The following is a 25,010-nucleotide window of genomic DNA, read 5'->3' as shown; positions in this document are numbered from 1 at the left end:
ATTTTATTGTTATTTTATAATTATTTTGCTAACTTATGATAGGAGATAACTTATATTAAATCAAATATTTTATACATTTGCCTCCTATCGATAAAAAAGAATATGTTAAAAGCAGAAAGACATAATTACATAAAAACTAAACTTGCTGAACAGCATCGTGTTAGTACTATTGAATTAGCTTTAGATTTGGGAATTTCAGAGGATTCTATTAGGAGAGATTTGAATAAACTACATGAAAAAGGGGCGCTTGAAAAAGTATATGGTGGCGCAATTCCTATTACTGAAAAAAACAAAAGTGTTTTTGATATTGTGATAACTAATGAAGACAAGAAGAAGAAAATAGGATATAAGGCATTGTCTTTATTGCATGATGGGCAAGTGATCATAATGAGTGGTGGTACTACGAACTTAGTTTTTTCAAAACTCATTCCAACAATGTTAAAGGCGACAATATATACCTATAGTTTGCCTATAGCGATGCAATTATCGCAATACCCTAACATTGATTTGATTTTTATTGGTGGTAAAATGCAAAAGAATGCAATGGTTACTATTGGTATTGATGTTTTGCAGGTTCTTTCAAAAATTAAAGCAGACATTTGTTTTATGGGGGTTAGTAGTATCGATATAAAGCAAGGTCTTACTGAAGAAGGATATGAGGTTTCGGTTGTCAAAAAAGCAATGATAGAATCATCAGATAAGGTGATAGCAATGTTTACTTCGGATAAATTGAATACTAAAAAAGCACATGTTGTTTGTGATTTAAGTAAGTTAGATACCATTGTGACCGATTTAGATCCAGAGGAGATCAAACTAGAAGAGTTTAAAAAATCAGGTGTTTCTATTATCTAATTGTATCTAATTACTTTTGCGTTTTTATGCGTTATTTTGTTTTTATTTGTTAAATAATGCAAAATAAAATAATCTTTTTATTTTTTGTATATATTTGTTAAACTATTTTAACTAATATCATCGATTATGAAAGACAATGCTTCCTTGGCTTATGATGTTCCTGGCAAATTTGAGGAAACTCGATTTGAAAAAAATCATAATGTAATTTTTAAAAGTGCAATCGAGGCTTCTCAAAATGTTGCACAAGAAATAGCACAATTAATACGATATAAGCAGTCTTCAAACGAATTATGTGTGCTAGGATTAGCTACAGGATCATCGCCTATCAAGGTTTATGAGGAATTAGTTCGAATGCACAAAGAGGAAGGATTAAGTTTTTCTAATGTGATAACTTTTAACTTAGATGAATATTATCCGATGACTAAGGAAAATCGCCAGAGTTATCACTATTTTATGCATCAACATTTGTTTAATCACATAGATATAAAGCCCGAAAATATAAATATTCCAGATGGAACTGTTACTTTAGACAAATTAAACCAATACTGTATAGATTATGATAAAAAAATTATGCAGCTTGGAGGGATTGATTTTCAGTTATTAGGAATTGGGCGTACGGGTCATGTTGGTTTTAATGAGCCAGGATCTCACATTAATTCTGGAACTAGAATTATAACCTTAGATCATATTACTAGAATTGATGCTTCTTCGGGTTTTAATGGTATTGCAAACGTTCCTAAAAGAGCGATTACCATGGGCGTTTCTACTATTTTAAGATCAAAGAGAATCGTACTATTGGCTTGGGGACAGAATAAAGCTGATATTGTAAAAAGAACAATTCAAGGGGACATTAGCGCAGACGTTCCTGCTACTTTTTTGCAAAATCATTCGAATACCACTTTTGTTTTAGATCAATTTGCGGCTTCAGAACTTACACGATTTAAAACCCCTTGGTTGGTTGGAGAATGTATTTGGACACAAGAATTAAAAAGTAAAGCAATTATTTGGCTTTGTAATGAAACCAAACAATCGATACTTAAACTCACCGATCGTGATTACAACAATAATGGTATGTCTGATCTATTGGCGCTCGAAGGTTCTTCCTATGATCTCAATATAAATATGTTTAATGTTTTACAACATACTATAACGGGTTGGCCTGGAGGAAAGCCCAATACCGATGACAGTAATAGGCCAGAACGTTCTAATCCTGCCCAAAAAAGAGTTATTCTTTTTAGTCCACATCCAGACGATGATGTGATTTCTATGGGAGGAACATTTTCTAAATTAATAAAGCAAGGGCACGATGTACATGTTGTGTATCAAACTTCGGGCAATATAGCTGTGACCGATGATGAAGCTTTGAAATTTGCCGAAGTTGGTCTTGATTTTATAGGAGATCATTCTAATGGTATAGATTTTTTATCCGTTATTGAGGATTTAAAAAATAAAACTGAAAATGAAACCGATTCTCTAGAAGTAAGAAAATTAAAAGGTCTTATTAGAAGAAGAGAATCTTACGCTGCCACTAGGTATATAGGTCTTAAAGATGAAAACACTCATTTTCTTGATCTTCCTTTTTATGAAACAGGACAAATAAAGAAAAATCCATTAGGTCCAGAAGACATCGCAATTGTTGCTGAAATAATTTCAAAAATAAAGCCGCATCAAGTTTTTGCAGCGGGAGATTTAGCAGATCCGCATGGTACACATGAAGTTTGTTTGAATGCCATTTTTGCAGCAATGAAAAAATTAAAATCAGAATCGTATATGAACGATTGTTGGTTGTGGTTGTATCGAGGTGCATGGCACGAATGGGATATTGATGAAATTGACATGGCAGTACCATTAAGTCCTGATGAAGTTTTGATTAAAAGGCATGCTATTTTATACCATCAATCTCAAAAAGACAGAGTCATGTTTCAAGGAAATGATTCTAGAGAATTTTGGGTTAGAGCCGAAGATCGAAATAAAAATACAGCAAAAACATACGATGATTTGGGTCTAGCACAATATGAAGCCATAGAAGCTTTTAAACGTTTTGATTATTGATTTATATTAGAGGCAAATTTTAAATTATGAAGTATATATTAATTCTATTATTATCGGTTTTTGTTTCTAATGCTCAAATACAAAAAGAGCAGTTAGACTTAATGCCTTGGCCTCAAAAGATAGATTTGGGTACTGGAACTTTCGCTTTAAACAAAAATTTTAAAGTTAATATTACTGGTAATCCAAACTCCCGAATTTTTATAGGAGCAACTAGCTTTTTGCGTAGGTTAGATAATAGAACAGGATTATTTCTGCCACAAAATTTTTTGACTCAAATTAATGAAAGCTCCGAGGCTGAACTGCAAATTAATTGTGGATCAGCTGGTAAAATAGAAATTAACGAAAATGAAAGCTACGAACTTATTGTTACGTCGAGTAAAATAACACTAAATGCACCAAATGATTTAGGAACTTTACATGGTTTAGAAACTTTGTTACAATTACTTCAAAACAATAGTACTTCTTACTATTTCCCTACTGTTTCCATTACTGATGCTCCACGATTTACCTGGAGAGGTTTAATGATTGATGCCTCAAGGCATTTTCAACCAGTAGCTGTTATTAAGAGAAATTTAGATGCTATGGCATCTATGAAAATGAATGTTTTTCATTGGCATTTAGCCGATGACCAAGGATGGAGAATTCAAATAAAAAAACTACCTAAACTAACTGATTTAGGTTCAAATGGAAATTTTTATTCGCAAGAAGAAATAAAAGATATTGTTAGATATGCTGATGAGAGAGGGATTCTTGTTGTTCCAGAAATAGATATTCCTGGACACGCATCGGCATTATTGGCTGCCTATCCTGAAATAGGGAGTAGGGTAGATAACGGAATTGGTAGTTATGCAATTCAAACCAACTCAGGGATTTATAATGCCGTTTTAGACCCTACAAATCCTAAAACCTATCAATTGCTTGAAGAAATCTTTGATGAGGTTTGTCCCTTATTTCCTGGTGCTTATTTTCATATTGGTGGGGACGAAAATAACGGAAAAGAATGGGCCTCAAATCCTAGAATTCAGGAATTTATGAAAAAAAATAAGTTTTCTGGAAAACATGATTTACAGACCTATTTTAATATGAGGTTAATTCCGATGCTAAAAAAGCATTCTAAAAAGCTTATGGGTTGGGAAGAAATCATGACAGACAAAATGTCTAAAGATGCCATAATACATGCTTGGCGTGGCGTAAATGAAGGACTACAGCCTGGTGAATCATTAATTAAAGCGGCAAAAAACGGGTATAATACAGTATTGTCTAATGGGTTTTATATCGATTTAATGCTAAGTATAGCAACACACTATCAAAATGAATCGCTCTCTAAAAATGCGTTATTAAGTCCTGAGGAAAAAGCAAGAATATTAGGTGGTGAAGCAGCAATGTGGAGTGAATTAGCAACACCTTTAAATATTGATTCTAGAATCTGGCCACGAACAGCAGCTATAGCAGAGCGATTATGGTCTAACGAAAACGTAAATGATTTGCAAAGTTTGTATGAAAGGTTAAAAACAATTTCCTTTAGGTTAGAAGAGGTCGGAATTACACACATCAGAAATAAAGAGGTTATTTTAAGAAACATTAGCAACAACCAAAATACAATAGCCTTAAATGATTTTTCGAATGTTTGTGAACCTCTAAAAAATTATAAACGCAATGGTGGTGGTAAAAAATACCGCATGCATTCTCCACTAACACTTTTTGCAGATGCTTGTACTGTAGATGCTTCTGACGCAATTGATTTTAATTTCGCTGTAAAAAAATATTTAGACAATAAGAATATAGAAAATGAAGTTGTAGTAACTAACTTTTTTAGAAAATGGATTAAAATGAATACTGATTTAATCATTGTAAGTAGTAATGCTCCATTGGTGCAACCTCTTTTACCATTATCCCAAAAATTAAGTGAAATTTCAGAGCAACTGTTACTTTTAATAGAAAAGAAAAAGAATAGTGATAAGTCGAAACTGAATGTTTTGATAGAACAAGCAAATATTCGAAATGACGCTGATGTAGAGTTGGCTGTGCTTTCAGGTATAAAACTGCTTTTATAAATAACAAAGAAGATGTTTACTGAGTTTCCTATTTAAAACTTTTTTTAGATTAGCTATTGACTCAAATTTTAGAAGTTTTTATAGAATGATTTTACTATAATTTACTTTTTTTTAAAACTAATTAATTACAATATATATAAATGACTATTACTCAAAAATTATTAGAATTATCAACATCATTAGAAGGAACACTTTTGCACGATGAGTTACATAAAATTTTGTACTCTACTGATGCTTCTGCGTATAGAATCTTTCCTATTGCTGCTGCCATTCCAAAATCTGAGTTAGATATTGTAAAAATTATTCAATTTGCATCCAAAAATAATATATCTATCACACCAAGAACAGCAGGTACTTCTCTCGCAGGACAGACGGTTGGAGGCGGGATAATTGTTGATGTTTCTAAGCATTTTACAAAAATTGTAGCTTTTGATCCAATCCATAAAACAGTAACTGTACAACCGGGTGTAATTCGAGATGAATTAAATTTATACTTAAAGCCACACGGATTATTTTTTGGCCCCAATACATCAACATCCAACCGATGTATGATTGGAGGCATGGTAGGAAATAACTCTTCGGGAACAACCTCTATTCGATATGGAGTGACCAGAGATAAAATAGTTGAAATAAAAGCAATATTGAGTGATGGAAGTAGCGCTGTATTTAAAGAAATTAGTTCTGATGAATTTTTAGAAAAAACAAAAGGGGACACTTTAGAAAGTGGTATTTATAAAAGTATTTATGAGGAGTTATCCAATACAGATCAACAAATCGAAATTATAAAGGAATTTCCAAAGCCAGAAATTCACAGACGTAATACAGGATATGCAGTTGATTTATTACTAAAGTCAGAACTTTTTGGAGGAACAGAAAAAACAATAAATTTAGGCAAATTGCTTTGCGGAAGTGAAGGAACGCTAGCTTTTACCACTGAAATTACATTGAAAGTAGATGAATTACCGCCAACAAATAATGTGATGGTTGTAGCTCATTTTCATAGCATTCAAGAAAGTTTAGAAGCTGTAGTGACTGCCATGAAACATCATTTGTATACTTGCGAAATGATGGACGACACCATACTAGATTGTACTAAAAACAATAGAGAGCAAGCTAAAAACAGATTTTTCATTCAAGGAAATCCAAAGGCTGTTATCATGTTAGAAGTGGCTTCGCATATTAGTATGGAAGATGCCGAAAATCAAGCGGATGCATTAATTACTGATCTTCAAAAAAATAATCACGGTTATGCTTTGCCTAAAATTTTTGGCGCTGATATTGATAAAATAAATGAACTTCGTAAAGCAGGTTTAGGGCTTTTAGGAAGTATTGTTGGTGATAATAAAGCAGCCGATTCTATTGAAGATACTGCTGTAGAATTAAGTGATTTACCCAATTATATCGCTGAATTTTCAGCCATGATGGAGCGACACGGTCAGAGTGCTATTTATTATGCGCATGCTGGTGCTGGCGAATTGCATTTGCGTCCCGTATTAAATTTAAAAACAAAAGAAGGATTGCATCAATTTAGGAATATAGCAACAGAAGTTGCTGTATTAGTAAAAAAATATAGAGGTTCGCTTAGTGGTGAACATGGCGACGGAATTGTTCGAGGTGAATTTTTGCCTTTTATGATTGGTGACAAAAATTACGAATTGCTCAAACGAATAAAAAAAGCCTTTGATCCTCATACCATATTGAACGTTGGTAAAATTGTTAATGCCTCTAAAATGGATGAGAATCTAAGAGTAGAAGCAGGAAGAGTAGAACCTGATGTCAAAACGATTCAGGATTTCTCAGATAGTTTAGGGATTTTAAGAGCTGCCGAAAAATGTAATGGTTCAGGAGATTGTAGAAAACTGCCTTCGGCGGGAGGAAGTATGTGTCCAAGTTATCGGGCAACTCGTAACGAAAAAGATACTACTCGTGCCAGAGCAAATACCTTAAGAGAATATTTGACTCATTCAGAAAAGGAAAATAAATTTGATCAAGAGGAATTATATAAAGTATTTGAATTGTGTGTGAGCTGCAAGGCTTGTGCTAGTGAATGTCCAAGTAATGTAGATGTAGCCGCTTTAAAATCAGAGTTTTTATATCAATATCAAAAAGCAAATGGATTTTCATTGCGAAATAAAACGTTTGCCTTTAATGCGAAATTAAATGGCTTAGGAAGTCTTTTTCCATCCTTTACTAATTTTATTGTTAACCTTCCTTTTGTCAAAAAAACGATGGGAATTGCTTCTCAAAGACAAGTACCACTTTTAGCAGCCAAAACTTTTAGAAAATGGTATGGAAAAAATTGGAATTTAGAAATAACGGAGTCATTTACAAAGGGAAAAGTATGTCTTTTTTGTGATGAGTTTACCAATTTCTATGATGTTTCAGTCGGAATAGATGCGTATGAATTATTGACAGCATTGGGATATGAAGTTATTTTAGTAGATCATGAAGAAAGCGGAAGAGCTTTTATTTCAAAAGGTTTCCTGGAACAAGCCAAAGCAATTGCTAATACGAACGTAGCCATCTTTTCAGATTATATTAGTGCTGATTGTCCTTTAATAGGAATCGAGCCTTCGGCAATATTGACATTTAGAGATGAGTACATTAGATTAGCAGATGATAAAGAAAATGCCAAAAAGTTAGCTACAAATGTGTTTACCATTGAAGAGTTTTTTAAAAATGAAATTAACTCTGGTAAAATAACTTCAGAACAATTTTCTGATGAGGTTAAAACCATTAAAATTCACGGACATTGCCATCAAAAATCTTTAAGTTCTATTGAAGCGACTTTTGCAATGTTAAACTTACCCAAAAATAATTCAGTTACCATTTACAATTCTGGATGCTGCGGAATGGCTGGCTCTTTTGGATATGAAAAAGAGCATTATGAAATCAGTATGCAGATGGGAGAGGATACTTTGTTTCCAAAAATACGTACGACAGATTTAGGTGTAATTATTGCTGCTGCTGGAACAAGTTGCCGCCATCAAATATTTGATGGAACCAATAGAAAAGCCTTGCATCCAGTCACTATTTTGAGAAATTGTTTGTAATTGTTTACTTTCTTTTGGACGTCCTGCAATTTTAATTTAATGACTATTTTTATAAAAATGTGTTGCTTTTTTTGAACTAAAAATAATCCTAAAACTATGAAAAAAACACTCATTTTTACATTCCTCTTACTGCTTTGTTTTTCTGTCAAAGCTGCTAAAATTGATACTTTAGAGGTGTTTAGTGTAGTAATGAATAAAAATATAAAAACCTGCGTAATCACTCCAAATGGGTATAAAAAAAGCAATAAAAAGTTTCCAGTAGTCTATCTCTTGCATGGCTATAGTGGTAATTATGCAACTTGGGTTAACAGTTTTAAAGATTTGGCAAATCAAGTAGACCAATATAATTATATAGTAATTGGCGTAGACGGAAATTATTCTAGTTGGTATTTCGATAGCCCGATAGATGCTACTTTTAGATACGAAACCTACATTGTTGATGAGTTGGTGCCTTTTATTGATAAAAAATATAAAACTAAAGCCAATCGAGAGGGTAGAGCAATATCTGGACTAAGCATGGGCGGTCACGGAGCATTGTACCTATCTTTTAAACACCAAGATGTTTTTGGAGCAGCAGGCAGCATGAGTGGTGGAGTAGATATTAGACCATTTCCAGAAAATTGGGATATAAAAAAACGTCTCGGATCCATAACTGATTTTCCAGAAAATTGGGAGAAAAATACGGTTACTAATATGCTTGATAAGCTTGAAAATAATAATTTAAAACTCATTATTGATTGTGGAGTTGATGATTTTTTTATTGACGTAAACAGAACCTTACATCAAAAAATGGTGGCTTTAAAAATAAACCACGATTATATAGAAAGACCCGGGAAACACAATATAGAATATTGGGAGAACTCCTTAAAATTTCAATTGTTGTTTTTTAATAATTTTTTCAATAAAACATAAATAATTGATTATGAAATATTTATATTCAAAAATTCTTTTTCTTTTTATCATTACTTCTTGTTTATCCCAAAAAATAGATAAAAAACAAGACATCAAATTTGTACACCTTACAGATATACACGTAACCGAAGGAAATGATAATGATTTTTTATTGCAAAAAATTATTAAGGAGATTAACGAATCGACTAATGAATTTGTAATTATAACAGGTGATTTGACCAATCGTGGGGATGACGATGAACTCAATCGAGTACATACTATTCTTTCAGGTTTAAAAATTCCTTATCACATTATTTCTGGCAATCATGAAACTACGTGGAGTGAAAGTGCAGCCTTGACTTATAAAAAACTTTGGGGAGCAGATCGGTTTGCTTTTTCAAAAGGAGATTACCTTTTTATTGGTTTTCCTTGTGGACCTTACATGAAAATGGGCGATGGTTTTGTAAAAAAAGAGGACCTTTTGTTTTTAGATAAAACCATAAAAGATAGTCTTATTAATAGTTCTAAAAAAGTATTGAGTTTTTCACATTATCCTTTAGATAATAGCCTGAGTAATTATAAAGAAGTGCTTACTGTTTTAAAAAAATATCCAACCGTTGCTAATTTTTGCGGTCACGCTCATACTTTAAAAGAGTATAATTTTTCGGGTTTAAGTGGAGTTATGGGAGCATCTATTACTTCTCGTGACGGAAAAACCCAAAGTTATAATGAAGTAATTGTTAGTAATGATAGTATTCGTATTTTTAAAAAAGAGCTTGAAAAACCAGCTACTTTTAAATTTTCTGTTTCAGCAAAACCCTCAAAAATTGAAATTACCGAACCAGAAGAAAAGCAATCTATTGCACCTTTTATTCAAGATCTAGCCTCTATCTATAGTGTTCCAAGTTTTGATAAAAAAAATTTTTATTTTGCCAATTCTCTTGGACAAATTCAGTCTGTAAATCTGAAAAGTAAAACTTTGAACTGGAAAATACAAACAGCTAATTCAATTTATTTCACCCCAACAATTGTCAAAAAAACGATAGTTGTTGGAACAATTGAAGGTCAGATTTTAGGGTTTGATAAAGATACCGCCAAAGAAAAATGGAATATTGCTGTGGGCGGAATTTTAGTAGGTACACCGATTGTAGAAAATAATAGAATCTATACGGCAAGTGCTACCCAATTTATTTGTGTCGATGCTGTTACAGGACGCATGATTTGGGAAAGCAAACTACCATTGTCTTACTCACAAGGAAAACCATTAATTCATGAGAATACTATTATTTTTGGATCATGGGATACTTTTCTATATTGTTTAAATAAAAACACTGGAGCACTTTTATGGAAATGGAATAATGGAAATGAAAAACAAGAGTTGTATTCGCCAGGGAATGTTAATGTAGTAGCTTCAAAAAACAGACTTTATTTTGTTACTCCAGAGCGTTTTCTTACTATTTTAGATATAAATTCAGGAAAAACTTTATTGAGAACTAACCAATGGAAAGTTAGAGAATCGATGGGGAAAAGTGAAGATGGTACCCTTTTTTATGCTAAAACAATGGATGGAGAATTACTACAACTTCCTTTAAATGATAATTTAGAACTGACGGAAGATAATCTAAAGAAAGAAAGTAAGATTCTCGATTTAAAAATTGGTTATGAACATAATCCTGCTGGAATTCTAGAAAAGAATGGAAAAATCTATTTGGGAAGTCGAAAAGGAGAAGTAATTATTGTCGATGCTAAAAAAATGATGATTATTAAAACAATTAAACTAGGGAGTTCAAGTATTAATGGCTTTTCAATAGACGAATCAGGTAGCGTTTGGACTGCATTAATTGAAGGAGGAATTTATAAAATAGATTAGTTTTTATTTTTTTTTTAATGAGTTTCAAAAAATGCCGAATCAAATCTTTCAGAATTAAATTTGTTTTATACATTTGGATTTTAAATAACAGTTGCATTATTTGTAAAATAAAAGAGTGTTAATTACAGAATATTAATTTTTAATGATAAAATTCATTTTATGGCGTTAAATGGTTTGTTTAGAAAAAAGACAGTACAAGATATTTTAAAACAAGTAGAAAAGAATAACGCTGACGGACATGATGCTTTAGGTAAACATTTGACTGCACGAGATTTGACTGCATTTGGTATTGCCGCAATTGTAGGAGCAGGTATTTTTAGTACCATTGGAAAAGCAAGCGCCGATGGAGGTCCGGCTGTTATTTTTCTGTTTTTATTTACTGCCATTGCCTGTAGTTTTGCTGCTTTTGCTTATGCTGAATTCGCTTCTATGGTTCCCGTTTCTGGAAGTGCTTATACCTATTCTTATGTTGCTTTTGGAGAAATTATTGCTTGGATTATTGGTTGGGCATTAATTATGGAATATTCTGTTGGTAACATAACTGTTGCCATATCGTGGAGTGATTATTTTACTGGTTTACTCAAAAGTGGTGGCTTAGAACTTCCTCAATGGGTTCAGATGGATTATTTGTCTGCTTCTAACGGGTTTAATGATGCAACTGCCCTTATGCAAAGTGGGAAACAATTTGCTAATTTAAGTCCAGCTTTACAAGATGCCTACACCGCTTGGACCACCTCACCCGTTATAGGTTCTTTTCACTTTGTAGCTGATCTTCCTGCTTTACTAATCATTGTCTTAATTACAGCCTTGATTTATCGCGGTATGAAAGAGTCTAGAAATGCAAGTAATATCATGGTAGTTGTTAAGTTATGTGTGGTATTATTAGTTATCGCTGTTGGGATTTTTTACGTAGACACAGCCAATTGGGATCCATTTGCTCCAAACGGAGTGACAGGAGTTCTTAAAGGGGTTTCTGCAGTGTTTTTTGCTTATATTGGTTTCGATGCAATTTCTACAACTGCCGAAGAATGTAAAGATCCACAGCGCGATCTTCCTAGAGGTATGATGTGGGCGATTATTATTTGCACTATTTTATATATTGCCATTGCTTTGGTACTAACAGGAATGGTCAATTTTAGTTTATTAAATGTAGGTGATCCTTTAGCGTTTGTTTTTGAGAAATTAGATCTAAAATGGATGTCGGGTATTATTGCTGTAAGTGCCGTAGTTGCTATGGCAAGTGTTCTATTAGTTTTTCAGATGGGGCAACCTCGTATCTGGATGAGCATGAGTCGTGATGGTTTGTTACCAAAACGTTTTTCAAAAGTACATCCTAAATACAAAACGCCTTCTTATGCAACAATAGTAACAGGTTTTGTGGTAGCAGTTCCAGCGTTGTTTTTAAACTTGACATTGGTTACCGATTTATGTAGTATTGGAACTCTGTTTGCATTTGTTTTGGTTTGTGCAGGGGTTTTAGTTCTTCAAAATAGAACGGATATTCCTCGCGGAAAATTTAAAACGCCTTATGTAAATTCTAAATTTATTATGCCTGTTTTAATTGTGATCGGATTAGTATTTGCTTTTGGTTTTAATAAAAAAGCAACTATGGATTTTATAACAAATGAAACTCAAATCAATAATTCGGAGGCTATCATTACCTCTTTAAATAAAGAAGAAACAAATAAAGTATATGACTATTTAGTAAGTATTGATCCAAAAAACAAAACCGTTGGAACTCCCGATTTAGAGCTCTTATTGAGTAAATACCATAAAGACGATGCAACTTATTCTAGTGTTATTGCCGGTATGCCCATTGCAGATTCTGTAAAATACGAAAGTGGTTTTGGCTTGTTTAAGCATAAAATTCCAATGTGGATTTTCCTAATTGTTTTAGTAGGTTTATTAGTTTGGTCTTTTAAATCAAACTTATCTTTAATACCATTATTAGGCTTAATTTGTTGTCTTTATATGATGGCAGAATTAAGTGTATGGAATTGGATTTATTTTGGCATCTGGCTTTTATTAGGCTTAATTATTTATTTTAGTTTTAGTCGTAAAAACAGTAAATTAAATCACATTACAGAATAGTAATTACTCATAAAAAAAAACCGTCTAAATTAGTTTAGGCGGTTTTTTTATGAATAATAAATAAATTTTTATCTTAAATAAAAAGTAAATTAGTTAAAGAATTTCAAAAGCATTTTGGTACGTAATTACGGATTCACTTTTTATCCAACTAAAATTGTTATTTTGATACTCAATTTTATTTAGAAATTGCTCTTTTTTAAATTTTGATACGAAAAAAGTAAAGTCATCTAAATCCAAACGTTCTGTTTCTACCTCTAATTCTACGGAGTGTAACAAGCCCATTGTCTTTTGATGAATGTAAATTCCTCTTTCTAATAAATCGAGGTCAAAGGCTGGATTACTATCAATTTGATATAAAGGAAATAGTACCAACTCATTGAATATATCGTTGGGTTTTATTTTTAATACTTTACGGCGATTGAACCAAATTTCGATGTGGCTTTTGGGTTTGTCTAAAATTCCGGTAACAACTTTTGCATTTATATCTAATATAGAGCTAATTTTATTGTCCTTTAATTGATGATAAAAAAAAGGATCCAGAATAAGATCAGTAAGAGCACATTTTTTTTTTGAGGCTACAGCAGACCATTTTTCAAGTCTAGAATCATCCAACTGTATTTGTCTAATTTCGATACCTTCTCCGAAAGTATTTATCTTAATTTTTGGCAATTTGGTATTATATTATAATTTAGACAAAGGTATCATTTAATAGCTTTAAAAATAGTTACACTCTTAGATAAACTAATGTTTTAGATGACTACTAGCTAATTCCTAAAACACTCTGTACCAATAATGCTTTTTATAAAACAAGAAATTATAAACAAGAAATTATTGTGTTAGGTTCATTGTTTCTAATTAGTACTATTCATTTTTAGGGAATATTATGAATTAAATTTTAATAATTCGATTTGCTTGAAAAATTCAATTACTTCTTTTTCAAAAATGCTTACGGGTATTTGATGACCTAATTCGTTGTGTATAGTAATTTTGATATCTATAGTAGGAAGCTGATTTTCTGCTAGCCATTTTAAAGTACTGTTGGCCTTAATGACTTCATCTTGACCTCCCAAAACAAATTGTAGAAATGCTGGTGTATTTTTAGAATCTATTTCCGGAATATTTTGAGCAATAGGCCTATGAGGTAATGCTGGATTAAATAGTAAAGCAGGACATTTGATAGTATTAGCAATGTAGTAAGCCATAAATCCGCCCATACTACTTCCCATAATAAGATCAAATGAATGTTCATTATTATTTTTTAGCAATAATTTAAAAATATTTGGATCACTATTATAATCCATGTCTGGTGCTATTACGGTGGCAAAACGTTCTAAAACATCTCTTTTTTGTGGACTTAGTTTACTTTCTAATCCATGTAAATATAAAAGGGTCATCGTTATATTATTTTAAATGTTGCTTGTAAATAGTTGTTTTATTGAATTTTGATTATTGTGAAAAAATCTTGTAATAAAATTCAAATTACAAGATATCAATATAAAGTGTTTTATGATGTCAAATAAAAAAATAAACTTATAAGTTTTTTTAATTGATTAGAATGTTACTCTAAACAATTAAAAGTATTGCTTAATATTTAACTTCTCATGCTTAGTGACTCTTGCCTAATTTTATAACTTTATTTTGTAGATCAAACAATCCATAAAATTGATCAGAAATTATGAATACAAGAAATTATTTCTACCAACAGTTTCTACAAATGATCTTTTTAATGGATCAAAACTTCAGGTGTACCCAATTGAAAATTATCTGAAAAGTATTGTCATTCCGGTTAAACTTTACAAAACCTCATTTAATTTTTTGATTTTTGTAACTAAAGGTTTTGTAAAGCAACAACTAGAAACCTCAGTTTTTGAAATAAACGCTAATGAAGCACTGAATATTAAAAAAGGAAATTTTACCGCAACCTTAGAATTATCGGCTGATGTGGAAGGTTTTTTTGTAGTTTATGAAAACGAAATTATTACTGATATTTCTTTGAATAAAAATGATTTGAGTTTTTTCTATAACTCGCCATTTTTAATTTTGAATGCCGTAAGTTTTGATTGGATTGTACGTGCCTTCATACTACTAAAGGAGGAATTATTGACCGACGACCGCATTATGGAAATTTGTGTTGCCTTATTTCAAGCTATTTTATTAAAAATTATTCGATTAGAAAATAAAGGAAATGAAGTGTTGTCACGAGCTCGTTATATTTCTTTTCATTTTAGAGAATTGGTTCAAAAACACCCTGTGAATCATAAAACCATTTCGTATTACTCGAATCAATTGAAAATATCCGATAACTTTTGAATAAATGTGTTAAAGATCCTACTGGCAAACCACAAAAAAGTGGATCAACGAGATTATTATATGGAACAGGCAATTATTGTTACAAGATCATTCTCGAGATGTAGCAGGTATCGCTTTGGAGTTAAATTATCAATCTCCTTCTTATTTTCGCGCTTATTTAAAAAAGTAACGGGCTATTCGCCATCTGAATATCGATTACAGATTGCCAAATAGCCCGATGCTAAAAGTGTTATAAAATTTATAGTGTTTTCCCAAAAGGATTATTCCAAATCACATCTATAGCAATATAATTTACTCCAGATATTTTACTGCCTTTACCAATTAAATTGTAACCATAACCAAAATCAAATGTAAAAGGAATTTCGTGAGGTGTTAACTGATAATAAAGTCCAAATCTACTTTCCTTATATTCAAATTTAGTCCACTCGCTAGTAGGTTTGTATTTTTTACTTGTTGAAAATAATGCTTCGGCACTACCTATAATATGGTGTACTTTTTCAGTTCCAAGGTCAATATTCAACTGTGTTTTTAAACGGGTACGAAATTGATAATCCTCGTTACTTTTTGTGAAATCAGGATTAAAAAATTTTCTATATTCTTGGCGAAAGTTATTTTTCCATTTAATAGTGCTATTTCCTGTCAAATAGGAATAGCGACCGTAAATTCTGAATTCTTGTTTTATGGCAGGATCAGCAAGATCATAAGGAGCGCTAGATTCATATTCATTTTGTCGTCTGTAACTCAACGCATACGAATATTGCCAGTGTTTGGCATAGCGATTAGAGAATTCCTGATTCAATACTAATATTCCCATTTTATTAAAAGGATTATTATCATCTGGCGTGCTTTTTCTACCAATACCTATATAAGTAGTGGATTCTTTTTTATGAACCGTGTCTAATGCTTGTTTGATTCCAAAAGCAAACCAAGAGGCATTATTCCCTTTTCCTAATCCTGGAGGACTTAATTGTGCATAAGAACTAACAAACAACATAAACAGAATTCCTGTGATTATTGTTTTTTTTATGTTTAAAAAATTTCTCAAGCGATTTTTATTTTTAAAATTTATAACTAATTCCTGCTTTTACGGCAAATGGTGTTCCAGGAGTATAATATAATTCAGATACGGAACTAGACTCATTTTTAAGTCTTGTTTCAGTTTCAAATTGTGCTTCATTCCATTTTGTATCCAGCAAATTTAATACTTGCAAATTGACTTCCCAACTTTTTCTTCCGTAAGCCAAAACAAGATCATTTACAAAATAGCCTCTAGTTTTTACTGAATTGTCTTCTGTTGCTGGTTTGGCGTCCATATAACGGTATCTCAAATTAGCTGAGAAACCTGATGTAAGTTTTACTGCAACGCCACCTGTACTCGTAAATGCAGGAACTAACGGGATGTAATTTTCTCCTTTTGATGCATCAATCGCACGAGCATTAGCATAATTAATATCACCATCTAAATACAACCAGGATAAAGGTTGGTAGCGAATACTAAGATCAGCGCCTAAACGACGGGTTTTTCCTGATGGTTCAACAACCGCCTCATCACCTACGTACACAAATTCTTGTTTCAAAAACATATACCATACTGCTGGCTGGATAATCATGTTTTTTGTAGGACGAATAATTACACCTAAATCACTACCAATAGAGTAGGGTAAGATGTCTTTTCCATTTTGTTCTACAACTACTCTTACATCGTTAGAGTGGAAACCCATTCCTGATTTCAAATACCACTGCAAATTGCTGTTTTGAGTATAGGAAATGTTTAATTTTGGACTTATTCTTGTTGCAGAGGCATCTTGTCCTGCAGGTAGACTATTCAGACGATCATGCAAATTAAAAACAAAATGATCCACACGAACTGCTGGGTTAATGGTCCATTTTCCAATTCTCCAATCCATAGTAGTATAAGCATGTACATTAATTTCTGTAGCGGATACGTCAGAGAGTCTATTCAACAATAAATCACGTTGAAATACATGACTCAATTGCAAATCATAAATATCGTCCAAACGCAAACCAGCAGCTGATGTCCATGTTATTTTGCTATTTTCTAAATCAAAACGACGAATGTATTTATTATCGAAACCGTAAATACTACGATTGTCCGTTTGCTCAATTTCATCGCCATAAACTGGATCATTCAAGAAAAAGGTGAAATTAGAGAACAGATTAAATTTGTATCTAGAATAGAATAAATTGCTAGAAAACTCTTCATTTTCATTGATAAGGTTTCTGTAGTTTACAGCAACATTTGTTCTTGATGTACTTCCGCCTTCTGTAGGATCAATAGAACCCCAACGGTCAATTATTCCTTGGGATACAGCGCGTTCTGGAATTTGCCCCGATGCGTTCCAACCCGAACTAAACGTAGAACCTAAAATAGATATATATTGTTTACTGTCTATCCATTGACTGTATTTTGTCAATATATTAATGCGATTAAAATTCTGCTTTACAGCAAATGGACCATCGGAATAATTAAATTCACTCGCCACATAAAAATTTTTGCTTTTAATTTCTCTATTTAATAGATTAATCATCGTTAGAGCGCGCATCGTGTTGAAAGATCCACCTTCTAACTTGAAAAGGTTGTTTTCTAACTTGTCGAAGGTGCTGAAATTCACATAACCTGAGGTGTTAAAATCACCTTTGTCCGCGTAATAAGCGCCTTTTCCAAAATCAATATCCTTGATCGTTTCTGGAATCAGAAAATGCAAATCAGCATAACCTTGTCCGTGTGCATGTGATACCATATTTAAAGGAATACCATCGGCTGTTACACTAACATCAGTACCGTGATCATTGTCAAAACCACGCAAGAATATTTGTTCGGCTTTACCACCGCCAGCGTGCTGAGCAATAAATAGTCCTGGAACTTTGCGCAATAAATCTTGTGCTGAGTTTACAGGAGCCATTTTTAAATCGACTTGCATGACTTGTTTTCTAAAATCAGCTTGATTGATGATGATCTTGCTAAGATGCACTGTGTCTTTTTCTATTTTTGTTGAATCTTGCTTCTTTTCATTCTGTGCAAATCCATTTTGTGTTAATAGCAAAATTGCTCCAAGAGCGAAAAGCGTAATTGTATTTCTCATTATTTTATATCTAATTGCAAAAAAACGAAATATTGTCGTGATATCCACGTAAATCCCTAGCAAAAGCAGAGAAAGTTAAGTTTGAAACACGACAATATTAAAGTTTCTAATTTATATTTATGCTTAAAGTTATTCATTTCTAAGTGATTGTGTTTTTGGCTCAAAGCTTGTAAATACTCTTTTTAAAGGAACAATTACCCACATTAGTAATACAAAAAGCAATCACTGTAACTAAGATAAATGGAATGTAAAAAAAATGAATCTTTAGCAAATAATAACAGTTTTAAAAAACTAATTATTGCTTAAAATTGCCATTCAATAGAATCTAAATTTGTCTAAAAAGCTATATGAAATCTAAATTGAGATAACTTTTTTTATAAAATTGAAAAATTATTGCGATAATTTAATTCGTAAATTTATATGTGTTTTAATTTAAATTAGTGGTAGATATTCTTTTATAATTGTTTTTGAAATAATGAAAAAACAGTGAGTTTAGAATATAATAAAATTTCATTTCAGTTTAAATTTAATTATTAGGTATGATTATTTAAAATACTGATTTATAAATATTTAAACTTGTTTTATTTTTCTGAAATTAAAAGTTATAATTTCATTTTGAGCTATTTATAAAAACCGTTATTCTATTTTTTTAGTAATGCCATAATTATAGCGAGAATTGAATTAGATTATCAAATATTTAAATCAATAAAATCCTTTTTTTATACATACAAACTGTGTAATCTGTGTTCCATTTTTTAAGTTTATTTTCCGAAATAAAAAACCTATAAAATCAATTTCATTTAAATGATTATTTTATAGAAAAATATCTATTTAAAATTGTGATATCGAGTTTAACTTTAAAGGAATTTTCACCAATTAATTTTAGTCAATAATGCTTTTTTCAAGATTATTATTAGGATATTGCTATAGCAAAAAAAAATTGCTTAGAAAGAAGATAAGTAGTCTATACACACCACTATAAATAATGAAAATACTGCATACTGCCGACTGGCATTTAGGGAAAAAACTAGATCATTTTTCCCGTTTGGAAGAACAAAAAAAGGTGATGAATGAAATTTGTGAAGTTGCAGAAGATCAACTTGCAGACGTAGTTATCGTGGCAGGCGATTTATTTGACACGTTTAATCCTCCTGTAGAAGCAGTTGATTTACTATATAAAACCTTAAAAAGATTGACCAATAATGGCAAGCGTCCTGTAATTGCAATTGCAGGAAATCATGATAGTCCAGATCGAATTGACTCTCCTAATCCTTTAGCACGTGAATGTGGAATTCTATTTGTAGGTAACCCCGATGTTACCATTCCTGCTATAAAAATTGAAAATGGTTTTGAAATTACGCAGTCAGAAAATGGTTTTATAGAAATAAAATTGCCTCAATTTGATTATCCCATTCGCGTAATTACTACGCCTTATGCAAATGAAATGCGTTTAAAAACCTATCTTGGAGCAGATAATAAAGAGCAACAATTGAATGATTTGTTGCAAGATTCTTGGGCGATGTTAGCAAATAAATACTGCGACAACAAAGGCGTAAATATTTTGACTACTCATTTGTATATGTTAAAACGTGGCGGTGAAATCCTAGAGGAACCAGATGGCGAAAAACCGTTGCGAATTGGTAATGCCGATATTGTTTACACCGATTGCATTCCGCTTCAAATGCAGTATACCGCTCTTGGCCATTTACATCGTTTTCAAAACGTAGGCGGCCATTCCAGTCCTGTTGTGTATTCTAGCAGTCCTTTATCGTATAGTTTTTCGGAAGCAGGTCAAGATAAAAAAGTCGTACTAATTGACGTAGAGCCAAATAAAGCGGTAAAATTTACCGCTATTCCGCTAAAATCTGGACGTGTTTTACATAGAAAACGTTTTGAATCTATTGATGATGCGGTAGAATGGTTGTTAGCAAATCCGTACTGTTTAATCGAATTGACACTTGTAAGCGATACTTTTTTTACAACGCAAGATTTGAAACGAATTCACGAAAGTCATGACGGAATTATTTATATTATTCCAGTGGTTAAAAAGGATTCGAATCAGGATTTACAAATACCAAAAGTAAATTTAGAGCAAGATATTCAGGGATTATTTACTGATTTTTTTAAGTCCAAATACAAGCAAGATCCTAACGAAGAAGTATTGGATTTGTTCAATGAAATTGTAGGAAGTCAAGCAAAAAACGAATAAAAAAAGGTCTTATGTTACCATTAAAATTAAGTATTACTGGTTTGTATTCTTATCAAAAAAAACAAACTATTGATTTTGAAGAGTTGACCAATGCTGGTTTATTCGGGATCTTTGGAGCAGTAGGTTCTGGAAAATCTTCCGTTTTAGAAGCTATTGGTTTTGTTTTGTATGGCGAAACGGATCGTTTGAATAAAACCGATAAAAGAGCCTATAATATGCTCAATCTTAAATCAGATCGTGCCAATATTGAATTCGAATTTTTGAATTATCAAGAGCGAAAATTCAAATTTGTAGCTGATTGGAAGCGAAAAAAACGATTTGAGGAGACAACTTCTATAGAACGATTGGCTTATGAATGGAAAGACGAACAATGGATTCCGTTGAATTCTGCGGATGCGACAACAATAATTGGACTTACTTATGAAAATTTTAGAAGAACTATTATAATTCCACAAGGGAAATTTAATGAATTTTTAGGCCTGAAAGGAAAAGAACGTTCGGATATGATGAAGGAAATTTTTCATTTAGAGCGTTTTGATTTGAGTTATAAAGTTTCGGCTTTGCAAAAAGAAACATCAAGTAAATTAGACTTTTTAAGAGGAGAATTATCTGGCTTTGAAGCGATTTCTACCGAAGCCATTACAACTTTACAAAACGAAGTTATAAGCGCCACTGCTGAATTACAAGAGGATAAAACAACGTTGATTTTAGCTGAAAAAGAAGTGAAAGAACTTGCTGTTTTGAAAGCGAATTTTGAGGATTTAGAAAAAAAGAAAGAGATTCTTTCTAAGCTGAATCTTGAAAAAGTTGCGATTGATGCGCTACAATTAGAAATAGATTTATTCGAAAAAACAGAACGAAATTTCAAAGCGAATTTAATAAAGCTAAAAACAGAGAAAACGGCTTTAGAAAAAGCGAAGGAAAACCTGCTTTCGACTGAAAATCAGAAGAAAGTAGTAGCGGAGAGTAATTTAAAAAGTAAAGCTACTTTAGAAATATTACAGCCTGATTTTGACAAACTCGATAATTCTAAGAGCAAATTTTCTGATTTAGAATCGATAGAAAAAATCAGAATTGCAAATGCAGAAGTTGCTGTTATTGACGAAAAAATAAAGGCAGCAGAAGGGCTATTTTTAGAAAGTGAGAAAAAAGAAAAGGATTTAGTAGCAAAATTAGACTCTATTCATAATCAATTGGTAGATTCCAAAAAAAAGCGATTGGACGCTTCTTTCTTGTTAGATTTAGGAACTTGGTACCAACAAGAGCTAAATCTTAAGAATAATTTTGAAGAGAATTATAAAAAGCAAGTCACAATACAAAAGGAATTAAATTCAAAAATAGCTGCTTTTCAACTTTTAGAAGTACCTTTTGAAAACTGGAAAACTATTTTAAAAACAAATTTAGAGACGCTTTCTTCCGAAAAGGAAATAGCGATTGAAACAAAAACAAAACTTTTAGTTTCGAAAGAGTTAGTGCAGTTTGCAGAAAATTTACATGATGGTGAAAATTGTCCGCTTTGTGGCTCACAAGAGCATCCGCATTTGATGCAAGGAGAAGATGTGTCTAATCAATTAGAAATTATTTCAACTACAATTACTGATTTAGCGGATAAAGAAGCGAAAATCATTTTGAAAAAGGGAGCATGTGAAAAATTAGAATTCGAAATAAATCATTTTCAAGAGCAATTAAAAGGAATTGAGAGGGAAAGTAAAAGCATAGAAAATCAGCAAATAACTCACTTTTCAAAATTCATATGGAGCGATTTTGAGCCAAAAGATTCACAGCTTTTTGAAGCAAAAAAAGCAGAACAGCAACTTTTAGAAAAGGAGATAATTGCTTTAGAAGTAAACGAAAAAGAATTTCGCAAGGAGCAAGAAACTATTGCTTTGGCACTAAAAAATCATAACAGTACCAAAAACGAATTAGAAACAAAAAAAGCTTCTAAAAGCGGTGCAATTGAAAATGAGTTATCAAAATTAAAAGTGCTATCACTTGTTGATTATGAAGGGATTACACTAGCTTCAATTCAAGCTGAAAAAATAGAATTATTTAATAAAAATTTAAAAACAGCAGAAGATTATAAGTTCATAAACGATGCTATTAACAAGGAAAGTCTAGAGTTATCAGCTTTAACTGCAGTTTTAAAAACTTTTCAATTACAAGTTATTGATAGTGAGAAGGCTTTGCTAGAAACCCAAAAAATCATTAGTGAATTACTTCAAGAGCATCATTTTTCTTCTGTTGAAGAAGTGAGAACCATACTTATTAAAAATTGGAACTTAGAAGCTGAAAAAGAGAAAGTAAAACTTTTTGCGGTGAATTTGCAAACTGCAATAAATTCTGTTTCGGAAGCGGAGAAACTGTTAATAGGCAAAACATTCGATAGTAAACTTCTAGAGGAAAAAACGGCGCTGGTTGCTGCAGTTCAATTAAAATATGAAACCCAATTGGGAAAAGTTTCTACTTTACAAGATAACTTACAGCGAATGAATGCCGCATTTGTAGAAAAAGCAGAATTATTAACACAATCTGAAGTTTTAAATGCACGCTTTACTAATTTAGGAATTTTAGCTAATATGTTCAACGCAAGTGGTTTTGTAAACTATGTGTCGAGTATTTATTTGCAAAATTTAGCAGATGTTGCTAATGTTCGCTTTCATCGAATGACTAAAAATCAATTGAGTTTAACGATTAATAGTTCTAATGAATTTGAAGTAATTGATTATCTAAACGATGGAGCTTCTAGAAGTGTAAAGACGCTCTCGGGAGGTCAGGGTTTTCAAGCTTCCTTATGTTTAGCATTGGCATTGGCAGAAAGCGTTCAATCATTGAATAAAAATGATAAAAATTTCTTTTTTATAGATGAAGGGTTTGGCACACAAGATCCTGAAAGTATATCAATTGTTTTTGAAACCTTACAGTCCTTGTATAAAGAGAATCGAATTGTGGGGATAATTTCGCATGTTGGTGAATTACAAGAACGAATTCCTCGCTCAGTAAATGTTATTAAGGACGAGGAAAAAGGAAGTATCGTATGCGAAAGTTGGAATTAAGTATTGCAATTACATTTATAAAAAGGGAGAAATCAAACGAACTATTTTTTCCCATAAATGAATGCGTTTTGGTCTGTTAAGCCAAGAAATAGCATCAATTTGTGCAGATTCTTTTAAATCATTTTCAAAAGCTTCTTTAAGTTGCTTCGCTATATTGTTGCTATAAATCATTGCATTGACTTCAAAGTTCAAATCAAAACTGCGATAATCCATATTTGCCGAACCAATAATGGCCAAATCATCATCAATTACCATAGTTTTTGCGTGAACAAAACCTTTGTTGTATTTGTAAATTTTCGCACCATATTCAATTAATTCTGTATAATAAGAACTTGCAGCTGTATTGACCATTTTAGAATCGGAAATTCCAGGTATCAAAACCTTTACATCCAAACCGCTTTGAATGGCGATAATTAAAGCATCCATCAAACTTTCGCCCGGAATAAAATAAGGACTTGTGATGTAAATACTTTTTTTGGCACAACTAATGGCTTCTAATAGCGAATAAAATATTAGCGGTTGACCACTATCAGGTCCAGAAGCCGCTATTTGAACCACATCATTTTCAATAGTATTGTTTTGTGGAATTTCAGGAAAATAGCTATTACTGTACGCTAATTTTTTGTTGCTACAAAAATTCCAATCGCATACAAAAAGATATTGCAAATAGGAGGTAGCTTGTCCCTTAATCATTAAATGAGTGTCTCGCCAGTATAAATTATTCTTAATTTCTAAATCATTTCGATACTTATCACTCATATTAATACCGCCAACAAAACCAACATTTCCATCAATGATTACAATTTTTCTATGATTTCTATAGTTGATGCGACTAGCTAATGCATACCATTTTATTTTGTAGAAAGGTGCTGTAGCAACTCCAGCTTGATTTAGTTTTTGTATAAAATTTTTACCCAAACCATGACTTCCAAAATCATCATATAGAAATCGAACTTCTAGACCTTCTTTTGCCTTTTTAATAAGGATTTCGGCTATTTGATTTCCAGTAACATCATTTTCATAAATATAATATTCAATATGAATGTGTGACTTTGCGTTTTCTAAGGCATTTACCAATTCTGGAAATTTTTCTTCTCCATTAATAAGTAATTTTACTTCATTATTTGCTGTTATGGGACTACTGCCGGAACGGCGAATAAATTCTGTTAGTGTTAAATATTTTTCCTGAATTAAACCCGAATCTCGTATAGAATCAGACTGTTTATTCATTTTGTTCCGAATTTCTAGTCGCATTGGTTCATCTTCAACAATTTTTTTGGTGTATAGTTTTCTCTTGCGATAATTAATTCCAAAAGAAAAATAAAAGATCATTCCCAATACTGGAACAAAAATTATAAAGAGAATATAAGCCAATGCTTTTGTGCTACTTCGTGTATCGTAAAGTACTCTCAAAATCACTAAAAAAGTCAATAGTAAATAAGCCGATTGTATGATTAATATCCAATTCATA

15 protein-coding genes are annotated in these 25,010 nt (G+C 31.9%); 10 read left to right on the top strand and 5 right to left on the bottom strand.

Going from position 1 to position 25,010, the window contains the following annotated elements:
- Positions 1-102: 102 nt before the first annotated feature.
- The 7 genes from H2650_RS10380 (at position 103) to H2650_RS10350 (ending at position 12,863) form a co-directional block, all read left to right on the top strand.
- Complete coding sequence (locus H2650_RS10380) at positions 103-852, top strand: DeoR/GlpR family DNA-binding transcription regulator (protein WP_188050738.1); 750 nt, start codon at positions 103-105, stop codon at positions 850-852.
- A 126-nt stretch (positions 853-978) separates the two neighbouring features.
- Positions 979-2,904: a glucosamine-6-phosphate deaminase gene (gene nagB, locus H2650_RS10375; protein WP_188050737.1), complete on the top strand. Its 1,926-nt coding sequence runs from the start codon at positions 979-981 to the stop codon at positions 2,902-2,904.
- A 26-nt stretch (positions 2,905-2,930) separates the two neighbouring features.
- Entirely contained in the window at positions 2,931-4,958 is a 2,028-nt protein-coding gene (locus tag H2650_RS10370) for a beta-N-acetylhexosaminidase (RefSeq protein ID WP_188050736.1), read from the top strand.
- A 140-nt stretch (positions 4,959-5,098) separates the two neighbouring features.
- The gene (locus tag H2650_RS10365; RefSeq protein WP_188050735.1) at positions 5,099-8,011 is read left to right on the top strand and encodes an FAD-binding and (Fe-S)-binding domain-containing protein; all 2,913 of its coding nucleotides are present in this window, start codon (positions 5,099-5,101) and stop codon (positions 8,009-8,011) included.
- 96 nt (positions 8,012-8,107) lie between these two features.
- Entirely contained in the window at positions 8,108-8,923 is an 816-nt protein-coding gene (locus H2650_RS10360) for an alpha/beta hydrolase family protein (protein WP_188050734.1), read from the top strand.
- Positions 8,924-8,933: 10 nt separating this feature from the next.
- Positions 8,934-10,772 (top strand): PQQ-binding-like beta-propeller repeat protein, encoded by a 1,839-nt coding sequence (locus H2650_RS10355; protein ID WP_188050733.1) that lies wholly within the window; start codon positions 8,934-8,936, stop codon positions 10,770-10,772.
- Between the two features lie 159 nt (positions 10,773-10,931).
- The gene (locus H2650_RS10350) at positions 10,932-12,863 is read left to right on the top strand and encodes an amino acid permease (RefSeq protein WP_188050732.1); all 1,932 of its coding nucleotides are present in this window, start codon (positions 10,932-10,934) and stop codon (positions 12,861-12,863) included.
- A gap of 93 nt (positions 12,864-12,956) precedes the next feature.
- Here H2650_RS10350 and H2650_RS10345 read toward each other — a convergent pair whose 3' ends face one another.
- Positions 12,957-13,532 carry a hypothetical protein gene (locus tag H2650_RS10345; protein WP_188050731.1) on the bottom strand — a complete coding sequence of 192 codons (576 nt, stop codon included), beginning with the start codon at positions 13,530-13,532 and terminating at the stop codon, positions 12,957-12,959.
- 212 nt (positions 13,533-13,744) lie between these two features.
- Positions 13,745-14,257, bottom strand: a complete 513-nt coding sequence (locus H2650_RS10340) for a YqiA/YcfP family alpha/beta fold hydrolase (RefSeq protein WP_188050730.1) — start codon at positions 14,255-14,257, stop codon at positions 13,745-13,747.
- A gap of 268 nt (positions 14,258-14,525) precedes the next feature.
- Here H2650_RS10340 and H2650_RS10335 point away from each other — a divergent pair, with 268 nt between their 5' ends.
- Positions 14,526-15,173 (top strand): AraC family transcriptional regulator, encoded by a 648-nt coding sequence (locus tag H2650_RS10335; protein WP_255462869.1) that lies wholly within the window; start codon positions 14,526-14,528, stop codon positions 15,171-15,173.
- A 238-nt stretch (positions 15,174-15,411) separates the two neighbouring features.
- Here the strand turns inward: H2650_RS10335 and H2650_RS10330 are convergent, their stop codons facing one another.
- Positions 15,412-16,218 (bottom strand): DUF2490 domain-containing protein, encoded by an 807-nt coding sequence (locus H2650_RS10330; protein WP_188050729.1) that lies wholly within the window; start codon positions 16,216-16,218, stop codon positions 15,412-15,414.
- 13 nt (positions 16,219-16,231) lie between these two features.
- Entirely contained in the window at positions 16,232-18,277 is a 2,046-nt protein-coding gene (locus H2650_RS10325) for a TonB-dependent receptor (protein ID WP_188050728.1), read from the bottom strand.
- A gap of 985 nt (positions 18,278-19,262) precedes the next feature.
- Between H2650_RS10325 and H2650_RS10320 the strand changes: the two genes are divergently transcribed.
- Both H2650_RS10320 and H2650_RS10315 read left to right on the top strand, forming a co-directional pair.
- On the top strand, positions 19,263-20,486 hold the full coding sequence (locus H2650_RS10320; RefSeq protein ID WP_188050727.1) for an exonuclease subunit SbcD: 1,224 nt from the start codon (positions 19,263-19,265) through the stop codon (positions 20,484-20,486).
- Between the two features lie 11 nt (positions 20,487-20,497).
- Positions 20,498-23,539: an SbcC/MukB-like Walker B domain-containing protein gene (locus tag H2650_RS10315; RefSeq protein ID WP_188050726.1), complete on the top strand. Its 3,042-nt coding sequence runs from the start codon at positions 20,498-20,500 to the stop codon at positions 23,537-23,539.
- Positions 23,540-23,554: 15 nt separating this feature from the next.
- Here the strand turns inward: H2650_RS10315 and cls are convergent, their stop codons facing one another.
- Complete coding sequence (cls, locus tag H2650_RS10310) at positions 23,555-25,009, bottom strand: cardiolipin synthase (RefSeq protein ID WP_188050725.1); 1,455 nt, start codon at positions 25,007-25,009, stop codon at positions 23,555-23,557.
- Position 25,010: the final 1 nt, after the last annotated feature.

Origin of the sequence: Flavobacterium sp. GP15 (genome assembly GCF_014281985.1) — a bacterium.
GTDB lineage: Bacteria > Bacteroidota > Bacteroidia > Flavobacteriales > Flavobacteriaceae > Flavobacterium > Flavobacterium pygoscelis.
The sequence above is the reverse complement of the archived record's forward strand: the minus strand, read 5'-3'. Positions and strand labels throughout refer to the sequence as shown.

Bases quoted from the DNA above. Each gene is read 5' to 3' on its own strand.
- H2650_RS10380 (WP_188050738.1), top strand. From the start codon at position 103: ATGTTAAAAGCAGAAAGACATAATTACATAAAAACTAAACTTGCTGAA.
- nagB (WP_188050737.1), top strand. From the start codon at position 979: ATGAAAGACAATGCTTCCTTGGCTTATGATGTTCCTGGCAAATTTGAG.
- H2650_RS10370 (WP_188050736.1), top strand. From the start codon at position 2,931: ATGAAGTATATATTAATTCTATTATTATCGGTTTTTGTTTCTAATGCT.
- H2650_RS10365 (WP_188050735.1), top strand. From the start codon at position 5,099: ATGACTATTACTCAAAAATTATTAGAATTATCAACATCATTAGAAGGA.
- H2650_RS10360 (WP_188050734.1), top strand. From the start codon at position 8,108: ATGAAAAAAACACTCATTTTTACATTCCTCTTACTGCTTTGTTTTTCT.
- H2650_RS10355 (WP_188050733.1), top strand. From the start codon at position 8,934: ATGAAATATTTATATTCAAAAATTCTTTTTCTTTTTATCATTACTTCT.
- H2650_RS10350 (WP_188050732.1), top strand. From the start codon at position 10,932: ATGGCGTTAAATGGTTTGTTTAGAAAAAAGACAGTACAAGATATTTTA.
- H2650_RS10340 (WP_188050730.1), bottom strand. From the start codon at position 14,257: ATGACCCTTTTATATTTACATGGATTAGAAAGTAAACTAAGTCCACAA.
- H2650_RS10325 (WP_188050728.1), bottom strand. From the start codon at position 18,277: ATGAGAAATACAATTACGCTTTTCGCTCTTGGAGCAATTTTGCTATTA.
- H2650_RS10320 (WP_188050727.1), top strand. From the start codon at position 19,263: ATGAAAATACTGCATACTGCCGACTGGCATTTAGGGAAAAAACTAGAT.
- H2650_RS10315 (WP_188050726.1), top strand. From the start codon at position 20,498: ATGTTACCATTAAAATTAAGTATTACTGGTTTGTATTCTTATCAAAAA.
- cls (WP_188050725.1), bottom strand. From the start codon at position 25,009: ATGAATTGGATATTAATCATACAATCGGCTTATTTACTATTGACTTTT.